Below are 18,137 nucleotides of genomic sequence, written 5' to 3'. Positions count from 1 at the left end.
AGACTCCTTGTTATTGTTCATGGGCTTCCATGCTTTCATATTCTATACCTGCAAACGTATTTAGTATTGCTTCAAATATTATTCTTGCACCTTTAACAGGAACAGCCATACCTATTTGTTTACGTACTGATTCTTTTGATCCTTCAAAAACATAATCATCAGGGAATGTTTGTAATCTAGCTCTTTCTCTGTTTGTTAGAGCTCTATTTTCTTTATAATGATACATATGGGTTCCACCTCCACCAGAGCCAGTTACTGTGTAAGCTGGTTTAGAAGGATCAAGTTTTTTATAAATTTGACTAATCTTTGCTCCTTTAACATTTAGCTGCAAATGTTTTGGAATATTTGCTGTAAATGCATTTTGACCAGGTTTAATATATGATAATCGTTCTATTACTTTTTTTGATTGTTTTGTTAGTTCATTATTTGCAACATTCTTTTTTATTGGTGGAATTTCTATTGCTGTTTTACAGCTAACGTCAATATGTTTATATGGTTTAGTACTTGGAATTTTAAATGTACAAGGTAAATCATCTCTTATTCCAACAATAATTATTCTATGTCTTGCCTGTGGAACGCCATATTCTTCAAACTTATATAAATTAGGATAAATTTTATACCCTGCGTTTATAAGATCTTTCTTTATCTTTTCAAATGCTTTTCCTTCATTTGCACTTTTAAGCCCACCTACATTTTCTGCCAAGAACCATAAAGGTTGATATTTTTTTAGTACATTAACACCATATGTATATAAAGGACCATATTCTCCGTTGAATCCTTTTTGTTCTCCGACAACGGAAAAATCATTGCAAGGAAAACCAAATGCTAATGCATCTATATCCCCCAATGGTTCAATATCTAATTTTCGAACATCTTTATAAATAACAGTTTCAGGATTATTTGGACATATATTTTTTCTGTATGTATTACATGTATCCAAATCATAATCGTTAGCCCATTTGTGTATAATTTTATAATCTGGATCTTTAATAGTTGCAGATATTGCTCCTAAGGCTAGCCCACCAGGGCCGCAAAAAAGTTCACCTAATTTAAAAATTTTTTTATCATTTATGCTCATTATACTTTATCTCCATTTTTTAAAATAAATTCTCTTCTAAATTTTACATTTAACACATTGGCAATTTTTTCTAATTCGACTATAGTAAAACTTTCTCTTTTCATTTTAGAATTAAAATTTTGAGGTGATGTGCCTAATCTTCTCGCTAATTCAGCTTCGCTTACATTACATCTAACACACAAAATTTTAATTTGTTCTTTTATTGTCATGAAATTTCCTCCATTTTGTTTCTTATTTTTAAATTATATTTATTTTGTTTTATAATGTCAATTTAAACGTTTATTATATCATGAATATAATATATAATTTACATTTTATAAAAAATAACGGAGCTAATATGTAAGCGTTTTAATCTACGTTTTTAAATTTTCCTTGGATGTTTGTTCTTACTTTATTTCATTATAATATGATACTTTTTTCTTGGGATGAACAGATAGATTCATGTATATATGAATAAACGAAAAAGAATAATAAAAAATATCTAATATAGTGCTATAATTAATAAAAGAAATAATTTAGAAAGGAATGAGATTATATGGCTAACAAGGGAAATAAGTTTATTGTTGTACTTACTGAATCGCAATTAGGGTGGGGTGAAAAAAGATATACATCTTCACGAAATTATCGTAAAGGTGAAGCCTACTTAGCAATACCTAGAAGAATTGCGCAAGAATTAGAATTGTATAATTCTAATTATAAAGAAGGGAAAGATATTCTTGGTATAAACATTTTTAATTGTACTAGTTCAGATGGAAAATTTATTTGTCAATTAAAATCACAAGGAAGTAAATCTGCTGGAGATAAATATGCCAAACAATTTTCTGTTAACGATGATCTTCGAGCTTTAGGAAATTGGTATTCTGAAATAAATGCACGAGTTGGAGATCAGATAGAAGTGTATTTCACGTCTCCGTGTGATATTTGTTTAACGTATTTGAAAAAGTAAATATTGTTTAACATTAAAAATTAGTTATTATTCAATAGCTATATTAAATGGCTGATTAAGTTACATTTCAAACTTTTTACTTAATAATGTACGAAAATAATTATTGAGTAAAAAGCTCTTAAGTGATACGATTCTATGTCGGTGAAAAATACAGTGTTTTGTAAAGATAGTTATGTTCACTAAAGTTCTTGAAAAAAGAAAGTATAATATTATAAAGAAAAATCAAAGTATAATACTAATTATATTTTGATTTTCACATATTTTTATATTTACATCCAACCAATTATTTAACCCGTTTATTTTACCAATCATTTTATTAAACATATTATTACTTTTAAATGATAAAATTATTTGTTTATAGTTAAATTCACATTCTATATTATTTAAAACATCTAAAGGAGATATATCTAAATCAGAACATGTTTTTATAGGTTCTAAAGTATCAGCTAAAGCTAGAATAAATAATATAGGGTTCCTATTAAATTGAATTGGTTGAGCGTAAGGGAGGGTCAATTGTTTTAAACCATATTTTTCATATTTTTCTATAGTAGAGTCATCAGTTGCCAACCACATATTATGAGAAATAATACAATCAGCTAAATATGCAAATATAGGAAATTGAGAAGTACTGAAATGTAGATTATCAACATAGAAATCACTAAAATTTGCAGATTTGTTTCTTGAAAAAGATAAATAATAATTTTTAATTAGGATATCATATAACCATAATCCTCCTACTATTCCATGATCATAATGATTAATATCTGGATTCATTTTGCAATATTCTAAATAATTAAAAATAGTTCCACATGTATACATACTTTTCTTAATTGTAGTTCCATTATTAAAAGAAATTCCATTATAGTAAGGTATTTCATATTTTGTTCTAACTGTTGGTGTATGATATCTTACATAGCGAGAAGGAACTGGAAAAGTAATTCCTAAATCATAATATGCTGTAAAAGGCATACGTTTATAAAATGAATGATTATAATAAATTTTATTTTCTTTCATAATCTTTTCAAAATCTTTAGATTTTTTTCTATAATCAAATTTGTATGTCCAGTCTTTTTCTTGAATATATCCCATATCATGAAATAAAGAGACTAAAAACCAAAGATAACTAAATTCAAAAATTTCATTTTGATCATTATCAATTATTTTCAAATCATGAAATGAACTGTTTTTTATAAGAAGTCCAATAAAAAAACTGACAGTGTATGATTTACTCTTAATGTTTCACATTCTTGTAATATATCACGAATTAGATAACTTTTTCCAGCATATGCGTAAAAATCATCTATAAATTTTCTAGCATCATTTATATTTTTTGGAAATGTTAAATCGTTTAAATAATAATTCCAATCAATATTGTTATATTTGTAATAATTAGACATTGTTTCATATAAAGTTTTCATGTTCTTTCTCTTTTCTAAATATTTTATAATTCTATTTTATCGTATTACATTGATTTAATCATTATATTTTATGATGCACATTAAGCTGTCTTATGACAGCTTAATCAAATGACATATCTTTTAAATTGAATAATAATAGTTGCTCATTCTTTTCTTCTATGATATTTTCATCAAAACCATTTTTAGAAAATAAAGCATAATAGATTTTATTATTTTTCTTTAATGGTTCTAGTTTTGCAAGAGTATCTAAATATTCTGAATAAGAAAATGGACTTTCTTTGAATTTACATTCACCTATTAAATAACATTTTTCTTTTTTAGATAAAGCAAGAATATCAATTTTTGTTTCTTTAATTTCAGTATTATTATTTTTGCTTCTAACAGTTGTTTTTCCAAACCAGCGCCCTATTTTTTCATATCTAAAAGGAAGCTTATTTTTTAATTGTAATCTTGTAAGATATTGTTGACATACTTTTTCATAGGTAATAGAAGCATATCTATCTAGATTATCAGCAATAACATACTGGTAAATACCATCTACATCACCATCTTCTAGACTAGAATAGTTAGTAAATATAAAGGTGTACCAAAATCTAAAGAATTGATTAGTTAATTGATAAATCCCACGATTATTATTTGCTATTTCTTTATTACCAGCATCGATAGAGAGTTCTCTTTCTACAATACCAAGTTCTATTAAATTTTTTAAGTAAACGCTGTTTTTTGAAGTGTTGTTAATAAGTGTTTGAGTAGATATTTCATTTACTTTAGTACTTCCTAAGGCAATAGCTTCTATAATAGAATTATATAAAGCCGTTTCTCTTAATTCTTGATGTAAAAGGAATTCAACTTCGTTGAATAAGATGCACCCTTTTGTTAGTATATTATACTTTATATTTTCTTCAATAGTTAAGTCACTATTGAATTGTTTTAAATAATGAGGTATTCCACCTAGTATAGAATAAGTAATAATTTGTTGCTCTAAAGAATAATTTGGAAAGAATTTTCTAGCATCAAAGAAATTCATTTCTTTCATTTTATAAATACCAGTAGCACGACCATATAATGGATTTTTATTTGCAAGCAATTCTTTTTCAATAAAACTCATTGCACTACCACATAAAACGATCATTACATTTTCATTTTTTAGAGTAGTATCCCATAAATTTTGTAAAATAGAAGGAATAGATTTATTATTTTTACACATATAAGGAAATTCATCAATAATAATTAATTTTTTTTCTTTATAAGGTAACTCTATGATAGAGCTTAATGCTTGCTGCCAATCATAAAAAGTACTTAAATATTGGCTTGCTTTAATATTTTCTTTTAATAATGATTGAGAAAAGTTTCTTAATTGAATATTATCAGGACATTCTTGACATGAGTAAAAAATATGTTCTTTGTCTTTACAAAATTCATGTAATGTTTCTGTTTTACCAATGTGGTATCTCCCATATAAAAAAATAAGTTCTGTATTTTTTGAATGATAACGACTATTTAAAAAATTTAATTCTTGTTCTCTACCTATAAACATATATCTTCACCTTTTTTATAATTATAAGGTTATATATAATTGAAACAATGGACAAATAGTCCACAAATTTACCTAAGCAAGAATAGATAAAAAAACATTTTTTTAAATAGTGAATAAATTTTAAAACAGATAGATGATATAAGATTATTTTGGTAATAAAGTATGGTAATATAATGTTATCAATAAAAAAAGAAATACTTTTATTTTTATAATATTTTATCGAAAAGAGGGATATGAGTGAGTGTCTTACTTCAAGAAAAAACAAAACCTATATTGTCTGTTGATGAGCAAATAGATAAATTAAAAGAAAATGGTGTAACTTTTAAATATGTTTCAGAAGATAATGCCAAAGAATATTTAAGGAAAAATAACTATTATTTTAAGTTAACATCGTATAGAAAGAATTTCTTAAAAAAAGAAGTCGATGGTAAAAAAGTGTACATTGATTTGGATTTTGCATATTTACAAGATTTAGCAATCATTGATATGGAATTGAGGTATTTGTTAGTAGATTTGTCTTTAGATATTGAACACTGGACAAAAATATATTTATTAAATTTAATTCAATTACATCATGAAGATGGTTATGAAATTGTAAATGATTTTTTGGATAGTTTAGATAAAAATCAGTATGATAGATTAGAAAATGAAGTATTAAGAAATCGAAAGTCAATTTATTGTGAAGATTTAATAAATAGCTATCCTGATTTAAAAAAATACCCTATATGGGTTTTTATCGAAGTAATTTCTTTTGGTACACTAATATCATTTTATAAATTTTGTGGGGAAAGATACAATGATAAAATGATATCAAAAGATCATTTTATATTAAAAATGTGTAAAAGTGTTAGAAATGCAGCGGCACATAGTAATTGTATAATAAATGATTTAAATGCAAAAACAACATCATTATCAACAAGTTATTTAGTTACAAAAGAATTGGCAAATATAGAGAAAATTTCGAAGGTTACTAGAATTAAGAAAATGAGTAATGGTAGAATACAACAAGTAATATCTTTGCTTTATATGCATAAAAAACCAATACCAAGTGAAGGTGTTAGAAAGAATGCTGTTATAAATTTGCAAAAATTTAGTGATAGAATAAAAAGAAACGGTCACTATTATGATAATAATGATTTGATTAGGACAACTTTTGAATTTTTGAATATTGTTATTGACAATTGGTATCCAGTTGACTAAAATGAAATTGCATAAAAAAATATATAAATATATTTTGTAAGGACCGTGTAGTAATACATGGTTCTATTTTTTTACAATAAAAGCCCTCTAGCTTATCACTAAAGGGCTGTTATTATTTTTTGATCATAATAAATTGATAAGGTTTTAAAGTTGTTGGGTTGTAATTGTTGTAGTTATCTAACAAGATGTTTCCTTGGGTTTTTGGGATTTGTTGTTCTTTGTTTGTAAAGTTACAGAAACAAAGTATTTCTTGTCCTTGATAAGTACGTTTATAACCAATGACATCATCTACTGTGTTGATTTCTTCAAAATCTCCATAAACAAGAATATCTTCTTGTTTTCTAATAGAGATCATTTTTTTATAGAAGCTATAGATTGAATTTGGATCATTGAATTGACTTTCAACATTGATTTTATCTTGGCTACCTGTCATTTTTAACCATGGTTCATGATTACTGAATCCAGCATATTCACTACTATCCCATTGCATTGGTGTTCTGGTATTATCTCTACTTCTAAGGTTAAGGAAATGCATGGCTTCTTCTTTAGTAAAGCCTTCTTCTAAAGCTCTTTGGTATTGACCATGACTTCCAATATCATCAAATTCACTAATGTCTTTTCTTTCAAAGTTTTCCATACCGATTTCTTCACCTTGATAGATAAATGGTGTTCCTCTTAAATTAAAGAACATACCAGCAAGCATTGTTTGTGAATAATAATTATGCTCTTTTTTATCTAAAACAAATTTATCGATTGCTCTAGGTTGATCATGATTTTCTAAGAAACTTGCAATCCATCCAAGCTTTTGAACTTCTCTTTGACTTGTAAATAAAAGCTCTTTAAATTGTTTAGTTGTCCAATCTTGTCTTTTAAACCATTCTTCATCTTCACTAATATCAAAATTACAATAATTAAAATCAAACATCATTGAAAAACATCCTTGTTCACCAATAAAAATACCTAAATCCTTATATTGAACTCCAACAGCTTCAGCGACTGTCATACAATTATGTTTTTCAAAAGTTTCTTTCTTTAATTCATCAAAAAAGACTTCAATTCCTGGTTGATTTCTAGAATAAGCAAAACAAGCACTTAAACCATCTTGTCCATCAACAGGACCATCTAAATATCTTTGATCTTTTTTAATAAAGTTAATCGCATCAACTCTAAATCCCGCAATTCCTTTATCTAACCACCAGTTAATCATTTTATAAAGTTCTTGTCTTAAAGCTGGATTTTCCCAATTTAAATCAGGTTGTTTTTTAGAAAAAGCATGGAAATAATATTCATCTCTACCTTCTACCTTTTGCCATACTGAACCTCCAAAAACAGATCTCCAGTTATTTGGTTCTTTACCATCTTTAGAGGGTTTAAAGATATAATAATCATGATAAGGACTATTTGGATTTTTTAGTGCTTCTTGAAACCAAGCATGTTCATCTGAACTATGATTGATAACAAGATCCATAATAATCTTAATTCCTTTATTTTTAGCTTTTTCAATCAATTCTTCTAAATCAGCCATTGTTCCAAATTCAGGATTAATATCATAATAATCAGAAATATCATACCCATTATCATCCATAGGTGATTTATAAATAGGACATAACCATAATAAAGTCACCCCTAAATCCTCTAAATAATCAAGCTTTTCAATAATTCCTCTTAAATCACCAATTCCATCTCCATTAGAGTCCTTAAAACTTTTAGGATAAATTTGATAAGCTATCTCTTTCTTCCACCATTCATTACTCATTTTCTTTTTTCTCCTTTAAAATATATAATTTAGAATAATAATCTCCAATACCATCCTTATTCTCACCACAAGAACTATCACTTATAATAAGTCCCATATTCATCAATTCATCTCCATATAAATCTAAACCATTAACATGATACATCTTATCTTCATCTAAACCTAATAAAGGTAAACGACGATATCCAACATTAACTTCTTGTAAAGGTCGATAGTAACCAACAATTGCTTGTGTTTTATCATGAGAGACAACCATCCAAGCTGTCTCATTTCCTTCAAAAGGACTTTTTAAATGATAAAAAGTACCAAATTGAAATAAAGAACGATATTGTTTCATAAAAACAATTTGTTTTTTAATGATTTCTTTTTCTTCATCACTTAAATAATTAACATCTAATTCATAACCAAAAGTACCAAAATAGGCCACATTAGCGCGTGTTTGTAAAGGCACTTTTCTAAATGTTTGATGATTAGGAATATTGGATACATGTGATCCCATCGAAGATAAAGGATAAACTAGAGAGGTTCCATATTGAATCTTTAATCTTTCTATCGCATCAGTATCATCACTGGTCCAACATTGAGGGGCATAATAAAGCATTCCTGGATCAAAGCGTGCTCCTCCACTTGCACAGGATTCAAAGAGTATATCAGGGTATTTCGTCGTTAGAACATCGTATAAATGATAAACACCTAGGATATATTCATGCATGACTCTTCCTTGTGATAAAACATCATGAGTGCTTGAATAGACTTCTGACATACAACGATTCATGTCCCATTTAATATATGAAATATAGGAATCATCAATCACATTCATCATTGCCTGGGCGATATAGCTGACAACTTCAGGATTAGAAAAATCTAAAATATATTGATTTCTTCCATGACAACTCTTTCTATGAGGTGTTTTTAATACCCATTCAGGATGATTTCTATATAAGTTAGAATCTTCATTGACCATCTCTGGCTCAAACCATAATCCAAATTTTAAACCTAAATCATGAATTCTCTTTGATAAACCATTAATTCCATGAGGCAATTTATCTAAATTAGGGAACCAATCTCCTAATCCTTGATGATCATTATTTCTATTACCAAACCAACCATCATCTAACACAAATAACTCAATTCCTAATTCTTTTGCTGTATTAGCCATTGAAACAATCTTATCTTCATTAAAATCAAAATAAGTTCCTTCCCAATTATTCACCAAAATAGGTCTTACTTGATCTCGATACTTTCCTCTAGCAAGTCTTTTTTGATAAAGCTGATGATAGGTTTGTGACATCTTATTCAGTCCTTGATTACTATAAACCATTACAACTTCAGGACTTTGAAAAGAATCTAAATGATCTAATAGATATTCAAAACAATGAGGATGAATTCCCATAGAGACACGTGAGACATGATAATTATCAACTTCTACTTGGGCTAAAAAATTACCACTATAAACCAAACTAAAACCTAAAACCTCACAACTTGTTTCTTTACAATCTTCTCTTTTTAAAGCAATAAAAGGATTAAATTGATGTGAAGAACATCCTCTCAAAGAATAAATACTTTGAATACCTTCTGTAAGTTTTCTTGTTTTAATAGAACGTTCTCTTGCCCATGATCCTGTAAGTTCAATCATTTCATAATCTTGATCAGGTAAGTCTAAAGATATAGACATCATTTGATTAAGTCTTAATTTTTGTTTCCCCTCATTAACAATAAAAGCATTTCTTGTAATTACAGGAAAATCTTGATAAATAGTATAACTTAATTGAAGCTTTGTTTCAATGACTCCATCATATAAGGTAATGATAAGAGTTTGGGCTTCGTTTTCATTTTCTACATAGGTAGCAGGAAGATCTTTTAATTTTGGTTTTCCTTGTATGATTTCATGACTTACATATTCAAAGTTTAAAATATGACTCCCATTTTCTTGTAAAATATCGATAGCAGGATGACGTAAATCACCTGAACCATAAACAGGATATTCTTGTTTAATATGTTCTAATGAAAAACTTAAATCCCCTTTATAGCTACAAGGTGACATAGGACGAGGAAAGAGTTCTAATAAATGATCAAAGTCTTTACGATCATGAATTCTTTTTCCATAATAGAGTTGTCCTAATTGATTATTTTCTAAGATTTTAAACATATAACTAATTTCATTATTATACAAATGAAAAGTTTTACTTTCTTCATGAAATACAATCATAGATTTCTCCTTAATCACTAAATAGTATTTTTAAAATATCTTCTAAACCATCATCAACAACCGATTTACAAATAATATTTGCTTTAACTTTTAATAAATCACAGGCATTTCCCATAGCAACCCCTACACGACAAAATTCAATCATTTCTAAATCGTTTTCACCATCTCCAAAAGCGTATGTGTCATCTTGATTTAAATGATAATAATCAAGAATTTTTTGAATACCTGTAGCTTTTGAAATCGTTGGTGAATAGAATTCAAAAGCATTATCACTGCCATGTTCATCAAAATTAATAACATAACCAAAATCATTTTGGATATACTTTTCTATTTTTTCACGATCTTTATTTGTAACATTTGCTTCTATTTTAATCGCTCTTTTTAATACCTCATTACGATCAAACTTTATTGTAAATAGATCTTCAAAATGTCCCTTTTGAACAAAGAAGTTATAAAGTTCTTTATAAGAAGGATCAATGTATAAATGATTCGCTGTCGCAATCATATAATCACAATGAAGTTCTTCTAAAATATTTGCTGTCTTTAAACATAACTCATAATCCATTCTATTTTCATAAATAGATTTTCCATCAATTTCTACATAACCACCATTATTTAAAATATAACCGTCAAAAGTTCCATCGAGCCATTTTTCATCTAACATGGCTTTGGGTCTTCCACTACAAATAAAGAGTTTATGTCCTTGTTTCTTTAATCTATTTAATTGTTGTTTTACACCTAAAGGTATTTCATAAATTCCCATTTGTGAGCATACTAATGTCCCATCTATATCAAAAAATAATACTTTCTCTTTCATAAAAAATCTCCTTTAGCTAATTATATCACAAAGTCCCTTTCTATGATTTTCAATAAAAGAAAATATAAAAAGTACGTATGATAGTACGCAAGATAATACGTATGAAAAAAGGAATCTTTCGATTCCTTAACTAGTCATCTAAAATAGAAGATCCATTAGTCGCAATAACTTCTTTATACCAATCATAAGATTTCTTTTTAGAGCGTTTATAAGTTCCATTACCATAATCATCAACATCTACATAAATAAATCCATAACGTTTAGACATTTGATTTGTAGAGTTAGATAATAAATCAATTGGTGCCCAAGTTGTATAACCCATTAATTCAACACCGTCTTCTTCAATAGCTTTATACATTTGTCTAATATGTTCTCTTAAATAATCAATACGATAATCATCATTAATAGAACCATCTTCTTCCACTGTATCTTTTGCTCCTAAACCATTTTCTACAATAAATAATGGTTTTCTATAACGATCATATAAATCTACACAAGAAATTCTTAAACCGATAGGATCAATTTGCCATCCCCAATCAGAACTTGGAATATATGGATTTTTAATAGCTGTTTCTGTATTACCTGCACTCATTTCTAAGCCTTTTGTATCAGCAGCAACACAACTTGATGAATAATAACTAAATGAAATAAAATCAACAGGATATTTTTTCATGATTTTTAGATCTTCATCAGTCATTTTAATATTGAATCCTTTATTTTTATACATTTGTAATAAATATTTAGGATATTCACCATGAACTTGTGTATCACTATAACAATAGATTTGTCTCATTCTTTGTTGTTGTTCTAAAAGATCTTCTGGTTTACAAGTATATGGATAGTAAGTTAATTTAGTAAGCATACATCCTACTTTAGCATCAGGAATGTTTTCATGTGTAATTTTTACAGCAAGTGCACTTGCTACAAATTGATGATGCATTGCTTGATATTCTACTTCTTCAAATTCTTCAGGTTTAAATCTTGATTCAATTAATCCACCTGTCATAAATGGATGTCTAATAATTGAATCAATTTCATTAAATGTAAGCCATAATTTAACTTTATCTTTATATCTTTTAGTAATAACATCCACATAACGTGTAAAGAATTCAATGGAACGACGATCATACCAACCATTATAATCCATACAAAATGCAAGAGGTGGTTCATAATGAGACATTGTAACTAAAGGTTGCATTCCATATTTTAAACATTCATCAAAAACAGCATCATAGAATTTTAAACCTTCTTCATTAGGTTCTAATTCATCCCCTCTAGGGAAAATACGAGACCAAGCAATAGACATTCTATAAACCTTAAATCCCATTCCTGCAAGTAAAGCAATATCTTCTTTATAATGATGATAAAAATCAATCCCATGACGTTTTGGATAGTAAACTTCATCATCAGTACTTAAAGCTTTTTCAATCATTTCATCAGAAATATCACATAACCCATGAGTATTTAATAAATCTTTCATAGATTTAGGATCAGTAAATAATTGTACATCACTACAACTTACTCCTTTTCCGCCTTCTTTCCAACCACCTTCATATTGGTTAGCGGCAGTAGCTCCACCCCATAAAAATCCTTCTGGAAATTGTTTCATATTATGTTCTCCTTTTTTATCTTATTTCCTTGATTTTATTATAGCTAAATTGTTTTTTATTTGTTTGTTTTTTCATAATATAAAAACTAATTCTACTTATAAGAGGTGTTGTTTTCTATTTAAAATGATATGATTTGATAAGGAAGGTGGTTATATGGATCTTATTAAAATTGGTAAATATATAGCAGTTAAAAGAAAATCATTAGGTTTGACCCAAAAACAACTTGCAGAAAAATTAAATATGTCTGATAAATCTGTATCTAAATGGGAAAGAGGCATTTGTTTACCAGATGTAACAGTCTATCTTGAATTATGTAAGATACTAGATATAAGTATTAATGAATTTCTTGCTGGAGAAGATATACCTAAAGAAACAATTGAACAAAAAGCAGAAGAAAATATTATTCAGATTACAAAAGATAATAAAAACAAACAAAAGTATCTAAAGAAAATTATAAAATTATTAATAGTTATGCTTGTTGTTTTCATATTTATTACAAGCATATTTATCTACAAAAAATTAACACAACCACAAAACTATATAGAACCTTATTTAGAAAAAAGCACAGAAATGCAAACAGCAAATATGCTTTCTAATCATCCAGGTGATATTTTGTTATTTCATTATAATTCAAAAAAAGATTTTGATTCATTAACTATGTATTTAACCCAATATCAAAAAGGTAAAAAGATATCTGATAAAGAAATCTGTACATTTTATAATAATCCTTCAAAAGGAACAAATACCGGAAATATTGCTTTAGTAATAGATCGAGAAGCACCTACTTTGAAGATTATAGATGCTTTTGAAGATGGGTATTATATAGCTGAAGGTATTTCATTTTTAGAAAACATTAGTAACTATGATGTTTGGGATTATGATAAAATTGAAGAAAAAACAGCTATTAAATATAGTAAAAAACAAATGTTAGTGGCATTATCTTATGGAAAAAATCATGTCACATCTCTTCCTATAAAAGAGTTAGAAACAAACAAAAAGATAAAGAATGATTATACATGTATTCTTTCAATTAAGTTTAAGTAAAAACGTCATCACTTGGATGACGTTTTTTGAAAATCAAATTTATTCTTTTTCTTCATAACAATAAAGACAGTTATACAAATAAGGGCAGATAAAATAGAACCTAGAGCGGGTGTAAGTCCCATTGGTAGTAATGTTTCAGGGAAAAGTTTAGAAGTAATATAAGCTCCTGGAACTCTTATAAGGACTATGGAAATTACATTATGAATAAAGGAAATAATGGAATAACCATAAGCAGTAAAGAATCCACTAAAACAAAAATGAATAGAAGCAAACATACAATCTAAAACATATCCTTTTAAATACTGACTTCCATACATAATAACGATAGCTTCACTTGTAAATAGCGAAAGAATTTCCTTGGAAATAAATTGACAAGTAATCGCAAAGAAAATTCCAAATCCTAAAGCAATCATCATTCCATAACGTAATGTTTGGCGAGCACGTTGATGTTGTTTTGTTCCTACACATTGGGCACATATAGCAGAGATTGCTGAAAGCATACTTGATGGTACTAAGAATAAAAAGCTAATGATTTTTTCTACAACACCAACTGCTGCGGCAATATTAACACCACGGCTATTGGCAATAATCGTAATAATAATGAATGATACTTGAATAAGACCATCTTGCATAGAAATAGGAAAACCGATTTTAAAGATATCTTTAATAATTTTTTTATGTAATTTCAAATGGTATCTATGGATGACAATCAATTTTCTTTTAATGATTGCAAATAAAGCAACAATTACACTAATAAGTTGTGAAATCACTGTCCCAAATGCTGCACCAACGGCATGCATATTGAAATAACCAATGAAAATGAAATCTAACACAATATTAAAAAAACAAGCAACTGCCACAAAATACATGGGTCTTTTAGAATCCCCTAATCCTCTAAAAATAGAACTAATAATATTGTAAGCAGTAATAAAAGGAATTCCAATAAAACATATTTTTAAATAAAGTGTTGTTTCTTGAATCGCTTCTACAGGTGTAGACATAATAGAAACAATCGGATTAATAAAGAATAATAAAATCAAAGTAACAATCAGAGATAAAATCATAAAGATTATGCTTGTATTTCCTACAGTCATCCTTTTTTCTTCTTCTTTTCTTTCACCAACATAACGACCAATCATGACCGTTGAACCCATTGCAATTCCTACAAGCATAACAGTAATCATATGCATGACCTGACTTCCAATAGAAACCCCTGATAAAGAAGCAGCTCCATTGTATTGACCGACAATAAATAAATCAGCCATACCATAGAATGTTTGTAAGAAATTAGCAAGTAAAAAAGGTAATGAGAAAGTAATAATATTTTTTAAGGCACTGCCTTTTGTTAAATCTTTTTGCATAACATCAACTCCTTGCTTTGTATTATATAGGATAAATGTTAAAAGATAAAACGAAAAAAAATGTTTAATCTAGCACTTTTTTTCATGGATATGTTGCAATAATAGATTTAAGTTCTCTGATTTATTTTGTTTTAAATAAACAAGATCTATTTTTTCAAGATCAGCAAAGTATTTACTAATATCCTCTAAATAGAACTGATCTCTGTTTTCTACTTCTTTTGTAGGAAGGATTGAAAAACCTCTAGATAGATTAAGTAAAAGAAGTTGTTTGGGAAATTCTTTAACGTATTCTACTTTATTAAAAGTTGTATGATAAATTTTATAAAGTTCATCTTTACATAATTGATGATAGTTTTGATCTGTTGCTTTTGTAATATAGGGAACAGATTGCATGACCTTTTCTATTGTATGATATTTATGGATCAGTTCTTTTGAACAAACAAGAGAAACGTTTTCTTTAGATAAGGTTGTTGTTTCAATTGGATTATTTTTGTAGAAAGAGAGCATACTTGGAGAAATTAACGCATCGAGTTGATGCGCTTTTAGGCCTTCCATCAATTCATTTTCTTCAAGATAAGAATAAGAAATAGAAAGATGTGGGTATTTCTTTTCAAAGCTTTCAAGAATTTCAAAGTCTGTAAAATCTGTTGTTTTCATGCCTATATGTAAAGTATTCGTTTGTTGAATATTTTGACATAAAGTTTGATAAGAAGCATAAATGTTTTTCATTCCTTCATAGAACTGTTTTCCTTGTTTAGTAAGAGTTAATGTTCTATGTTCTCTTATAAATAGCTGTGTTTGGAGTTCTTGCTCTAAGACAGCAATGTATTTAGACATGGTTGTTTGTCCAATATGACAAGCGTTAGCTGCTTGCGTAAAGTTTTTATATTCAACAGCTTTAAAGAAATAATGTATTCTATTTAGATCCATATTATCACCTCTTTCATTATAACAAAAAAAGGAGCAATAAAGCTCCTTTGCTCAATATTTATTTACGTTTGAATAATGATTTTAAACCACGAGAGATTACTTGAAAGAAACTAAGAGAACGAACCATATTATTTGGATCAACATAATTTCTAACAGCTCTTAATGTCTTTTTATTATCTCTTGTCGAAAAGATAAAGTTTCCGTTGTTTTTCGTAACAACTGCAAAACGAGGAATCCATTTTCCTTTAAACATGACACTTGCCATGATTTCTGTTACTTCAGACCAAGGAATTTGAATATAATCATTGACGTTTTTATCATTGTAATATTCAAAAGCTTCATCCCCGACTAACACTTTACCATAGTTTGCCATTCCTAAATAAGAAGTAGCATTAATTGTTAAATCGACTTTTTTATTTAATGATTGTACCATATATTCCCTCCATAAATATTGAACTTTTTAAATTACATAATTCCAGCTAAACGAGCTAAGATACCAACGATAAATAATGCAACGATAATAACGATTGGTGAAACTTTTTTCTTTAATAACCAGCAGCAAAGTAATGTAAGTAATAATGCTGCAAGTCCAGGAATTAATTGATCTAAGTTTTGTTGTAAAGTAGTAACTTTAATTTTATCTAATCCATTAGCTCCAAGGGAAGCATATTGAGATAAAGCTGATTTAATACCTTCAGCTCCACCTTTGATTTGACTCCAATCAATATAAGCACCTTCAGATTGAGTAACTCTAGAAACAACAGGAGTAAATGAAATACTTACCCAACGTTGAACTAAAGAACCGATAATGAACATACCTAAAATAGAAGCACCTTGAGTAATTTTACCTAATAAACCACCAGATAAATCTTTTGCGATAGAAGTACCAACTTTATATCCAAATTCTTGAGTATACCAAATAAATGCCATACGGATAATATTCCAAGCAAAGAAGAATAATAATGGACCAACAATACTTCCACCTAAAGCAAGAGAAGCACCTAAAGCACCTAAGATTGGTCTTAAAGTGAACCAGAATACTGGATCTCCAACCCCTGCAAGAGGTCCCATCATACCAACTTTAACCCCTTGAATAGCTTGATTATTGATTTCAGCACCATTAGCTCTTTCTTCTTCTAAGGCTAATGTAACACCCATAACTGGAGCTGAAACATAAGGATGTGTATTATAGAATTCTAGATGTCTTTTTAAAGCATCTGCTCTATCTTGTGGATCTTTGTATAATTTTTTGATAGCTGGGATAATTGAATAACACCAACCACCATTTTGCATACGTTCATAGTTCCATGATCCTTGAAGGAACTGATGACGCCAAGCAACTGATAAACGATCTTTTTTAGTTAATTGAATTTTTTCTGCCATATTTCTTTCCTCCTTCAAGATTAATAGTCATTTAAAATATCACCTAATGGATCACCAGAACCAGTAGAACCACCATTACCAGAACCACCGTTTTCTTTTAATCCTAAGTAAATTAAAGCAATAGCAACACCTAAAGCACCTAAAGCGATTAATGTTAATTCACTTAATGCAGCTAATACGAAACCGATAGCAAAGAATGGCCAAGTTTCTTTAGTTGACATCATATTAATAACCATTGCATAACCTACAGCGGCAACCATTCCACCACCAACAGTCATACCACCTGATAACCAAGCAGGCATTTGATTTAAAACACTAGTTACTGCTTCAGCAGGAACGATACATAGTGCAGCAGCAGGAACTGCGATTCTGACACCTTGTAATAAGATACCTAAAATTTGATAGATTTCAATTTTACGGAAATCTCCTTTTTCAGCAGCACCATCCATTAAGTGAACTAATGGGATAGCGATTGTACGACAAATCATAGTTAAGAATAAACCAGCTACTGATAAAGGAATTGCAACAGCAATTGAAGTAGAGATAGCTGTTTGTGTATTAACAGTACCACCATTTAAACCTAAAACCATGATAATTGCAGAAGCAACAGAAGCTAAAGCAGCATCTGGAGCAACAGCAGCACCAACGTTTGCCCATCCTAAGGCAATCATTTGTAAAGAACCACCTAAGATAATACCTTCACTTAGATGTCCTGAAACTAAACCAATTAAAGTACACGCTACTAGCGGTTGATGGAATTGGAATTCATCTAAAATCCCTTCCATACCTGCTAATAATGCTACTAAAATAATTAACATAATAGTAATTGCAGACATTAAATTTTCCCC

The 18,137-nt window shown here is 28.4% G+C and carries 17 protein-coding genes; 3 read left to right on the top strand and 14 right to left on the bottom strand.

Translation table 11 applies throughout. From position 1 onward, the window contains the following. Positions 1–10: 10 nt before the first annotated feature. Complete coding sequence (locus Fi14EGH31_RS15080) at positions 11–1,078, bottom strand: DNA cytosine methyltransferase (protein ID WP_200764999.1); 1,068 nt, start codon at positions 1,076–1,078, stop codon at positions 11–13. Further along, the gene (locus tag Fi14EGH31_RS15075; protein ID WP_117844660.1) at positions 1,078–1,287 is read right to left on the bottom strand and encodes a helix-turn-helix domain-containing protein; all 210 of its coding nucleotides are present in this window, start codon (positions 1,285–1,287) and stop codon (positions 1,078–1,080) included. The genes Fi14EGH31_RS15080 and Fi14EGH31_RS15075 overlap by 1 nt, the downstream gene beginning before the upstream one ends. A gap of 326 nt (positions 1,288–1,613) precedes the next feature. On the opposite strand from Fi14EGH31_RS15075, the gene Fi14EGH31_RS15070 reads away from it, so the two are divergent. Next, a complete protein-coding gene (locus Fi14EGH31_RS15070; RefSeq protein ID WP_117844658.1) occupies positions 1,614–2,024 on the top strand; it encodes a hypothetical protein in 411 nt (136 codons plus the stop codon). 222 nt (positions 2,025–2,246) lie between these two features. Here Fi14EGH31_RS15070 and Fi14EGH31_RS15065 read toward each other — a convergent pair whose 3' ends face one another. The 3 genes from Fi14EGH31_RS15065 to Fi14EGH31_RS15055 form a co-directional block, all read right to left on the bottom strand. Next, positions 2,247–3,191, bottom strand: a complete 945-nt coding sequence (locus Fi14EGH31_RS15065) for a hypothetical protein (protein ID WP_117844656.1) — start codon at positions 3,189–3,191, stop codon at positions 2,247–2,249. Between the two features lie 20 nt (positions 3,192–3,211). Beyond that, positions 3,212–3,442, bottom strand: coding sequence for a hypothetical protein (locus Fi14EGH31_RS15060; protein ID WP_117844654.1), 231 nt, complete (start codon positions 3,440–3,442; stop codon positions 3,212–3,214). 100 nt (positions 3,443–3,542) lie between these two features. Further along, entirely contained in the window at positions 3,543–4,979 is a 1,437-nt protein-coding gene (locus Fi14EGH31_RS15055) for an ATP-binding protein (RefSeq protein WP_200764998.1), read from the bottom strand. A 237-nt stretch (positions 4,980–5,216) separates the two neighbouring features. Between Fi14EGH31_RS15055 and Fi14EGH31_RS15050 the strand changes: the two genes are divergently transcribed. Continuing rightward, complete coding sequence (locus tag Fi14EGH31_RS15050) at positions 5,217–6,179, top strand: Abi family protein (protein ID WP_117844650.1); 963 nt, start codon at positions 5,217–5,219, stop codon at positions 6,177–6,179. 112 nt (positions 6,180–6,291) lie between these two features. Here the strand turns inward: Fi14EGH31_RS15050 and Fi14EGH31_RS15045 are convergent, their stop codons facing one another. The 4 genes from Fi14EGH31_RS15045 to Fi14EGH31_RS15030 all read right to left on the bottom strand — a co-directional run bounded on the left by Fi14EGH31_RS15045 (position 6,292) and on the right by Fi14EGH31_RS15030 (position 12,570). Further along, entirely contained in the window at positions 6,292–7,935 is a 1,644-nt protein-coding gene (locus Fi14EGH31_RS15045) for a glycoside hydrolase family 13 protein (protein WP_117844648.1), read from the bottom strand. Beyond that, positions 7,928–10,144 carry an alpha-galactosidase gene (locus Fi14EGH31_RS15040; RefSeq protein WP_117844646.1) on the bottom strand — a complete coding sequence of 739 codons (2,217 nt, stop codon included), beginning with the start codon at positions 10,142–10,144 and terminating at the stop codon, positions 7,928–7,930. The genes Fi14EGH31_RS15045 and Fi14EGH31_RS15040 overlap by 8 nt, the downstream gene beginning before the upstream one ends. Before the next feature lie 10 nt (positions 10,145–10,154). Next, positions 10,155–10,961 carry an HAD family hydrolase gene (locus tag Fi14EGH31_RS15035; protein ID WP_117574352.1) on the bottom strand — a complete coding sequence of 269 codons (807 nt, stop codon included), beginning with the start codon at positions 10,959–10,961 and terminating at the stop codon, positions 10,155–10,157. Between the two features lie 130 nt (positions 10,962–11,091). Continuing rightward, a complete protein-coding gene (locus tag Fi14EGH31_RS15030; protein ID WP_117844644.1) occupies positions 11,092–12,570 on the bottom strand; it encodes a 6-phospho-beta-glucosidase in 1,479 nt (492 codons plus the stop codon). Between the two features lie 154 nt (positions 12,571–12,724). Between Fi14EGH31_RS15030 and Fi14EGH31_RS15025 the strand changes: the two genes are divergently transcribed. Further along, positions 12,725–13,615, top strand: coding sequence for a helix-turn-helix domain-containing protein (locus Fi14EGH31_RS15025; protein ID WP_117574354.1), 891 nt, complete (start codon positions 12,725–12,727; stop codon positions 13,613–13,615). A gap of 8 nt (positions 13,616–13,623) precedes the next feature. On the opposite strand, the gene Fi14EGH31_RS15020 is transcribed toward Fi14EGH31_RS15025, so the two are convergent. The 5 genes from Fi14EGH31_RS15020 to Fi14EGH31_RS15000 all read right to left on the bottom strand — a co-directional run bounded on the left by Fi14EGH31_RS15020 (position 13,624) and on the right by Fi14EGH31_RS15000 (position 18,125). Then, the gene (locus Fi14EGH31_RS15020) at positions 13,624–14,976 is read right to left on the bottom strand and encodes an MATE family efflux transporter (RefSeq protein ID WP_200764997.1); all 1,353 of its coding nucleotides are present in this window, start codon (positions 14,974–14,976) and stop codon (positions 13,624–13,626) included. A 69-nt stretch (positions 14,977–15,045) separates the two neighbouring features. After that, the gene (locus Fi14EGH31_RS15015) at positions 15,046–15,906 is read right to left on the bottom strand and encodes a LysR family transcriptional regulator (protein ID WP_107029216.1); all 861 of its coding nucleotides are present in this window, start codon (positions 15,904–15,906) and stop codon (positions 15,046–15,048) included. 58 nt (positions 15,907–15,964) lie between these two features. Beyond that, on the bottom strand, positions 15,965–16,339 hold the full coding sequence (locus tag Fi14EGH31_RS15010) for a DUF956 family protein (protein WP_022002075.1): 375 nt from the start codon (positions 16,337–16,339) through the stop codon (positions 15,965–15,967). A gap of 32 nt (positions 16,340–16,371) precedes the next feature. Next, the gene (locus Fi14EGH31_RS15005; protein WP_107029215.1) at positions 16,372–17,289 is read right to left on the bottom strand and encodes a PTS system mannose/fructose/sorbose family transporter subunit IID; all 918 of its coding nucleotides are present in this window, start codon (positions 17,287–17,289) and stop codon (positions 16,372–16,374) included. Positions 17,290–17,309: 20 nt separating this feature from the next. Further along, complete coding sequence (locus Fi14EGH31_RS15000; protein WP_022002077.1) at positions 17,310–18,125, bottom strand: PTS mannose/fructose/sorbose transporter subunit IIC; 816 nt, start codon at positions 18,123–18,125, stop codon at positions 17,310–17,312. Positions 18,126–18,137: the final 12 nt, after the last annotated feature.

This window comes from Faecalibacillus intestinalis (assembly GCF_015097455.1).
GTDB lineage: Bacteria > Bacillota_I > Bacilli_A > Erysipelotrichales > Coprobacillaceae > Faecalibacillus > Faecalibacillus intestinalis.
The sequence above is the reverse complement of the archived record's forward strand: the minus strand, read 5'-3'. Positions and strand labels throughout refer to the sequence as shown.

What these genes read in the sequence shown, in the direction of transcription:
- Fi14EGH31_RS15080 (WP_200764999.1), bottom strand. Translation starts at nt 1,078, where the DNA reads ATGAGCATAAATGATAAAAAAATTTTTAAATTAGGTGAACTTTTTTGC.
- Fi14EGH31_RS15075 (WP_117844660.1), bottom strand. Translation starts at nt 1,287, where the DNA reads ATGACAATAAAAGAACAAATTAAAATTTTGTGTGTTAGATGTAATGTA.
- Fi14EGH31_RS15070 (WP_117844658.1), top strand. Translation starts at nt 1,614, where the DNA reads ATGGCTAACAAGGGAAATAAGTTTATTGTTGTACTTACTGAATCGCAA.
- Fi14EGH31_RS15060 (WP_117844654.1), bottom strand. Translation starts at nt 3,442, where the DNA reads ATGAAAACTTTATATGAAACAATGTCTAATTATTACAAATATAACAAT.
- Fi14EGH31_RS15055 (WP_200764998.1), bottom strand. Translation starts at nt 4,979, where the DNA reads ATGTTTATAGGTAGAGAACAAGAATTAAATTTTTTAAATAGTCGTTAT.
- Fi14EGH31_RS15045 (WP_117844648.1), bottom strand. Translation starts at nt 7,935, where the DNA reads ATGAGTAATGAATGGTGGAAGAAAGAGATAGCTTATCAAATTTATCCT.
- Fi14EGH31_RS15040 (WP_117844646.1), bottom strand. Translation starts at nt 10,144, where the DNA reads ATGATTGTATTTCATGAAGAAAGTAAAACTTTTCATTTGTATAATAAT.
- Fi14EGH31_RS15035 (WP_117574352.1), bottom strand. Translation starts at nt 10,961, where the DNA reads ATGAAAGAGAAAGTATTATTTTTTGATATAGATGGGACATTAGTATGC.
- Fi14EGH31_RS15030 (WP_117844644.1), bottom strand. Translation starts at nt 12,570, where the DNA reads ATGAAACAATTTCCAGAAGGATTTTTATGGGGTGGAGCTACTGCCGCT.
- Fi14EGH31_RS15025 (WP_117574354.1), top strand. Translation starts at nt 12,725, where the DNA reads ATGGATCTTATTAAAATTGGTAAATATATAGCAGTTAAAAGAAAATCA.
- Fi14EGH31_RS15020 (WP_200764997.1), bottom strand. Translation starts at nt 14,976, where the DNA reads ATGCAAAAAGATTTAACAAAAGGCAGTGCCTTAAAAAATATTATTACT.
- Fi14EGH31_RS15015 (WP_107029216.1), bottom strand. Translation starts at nt 15,906, where the DNA reads ATGGATCTAAATAGAATACATTATTTCTTTAAAGCTGTTGAATATAAA.
- Fi14EGH31_RS15010 (WP_022002075.1), bottom strand. Translation starts at nt 16,339, where the DNA reads ATGGTACAATCATTAAATAAAAAAGTCGATTTAACAATTAATGCTACT.
- Fi14EGH31_RS15005 (WP_107029215.1), bottom strand. Translation starts at nt 17,289, where the DNA reads ATGGCAGAAAAAATTCAATTAACTAAAAAAGATCGTTTATCAGTTGCT.
- Fi14EGH31_RS15000 (WP_022002077.1), bottom strand. Translation starts at nt 18,125, where the DNA reads ATGTCTGCAATTACTATTATGTTAATTATTTTAGTAGCATTATTAGCA.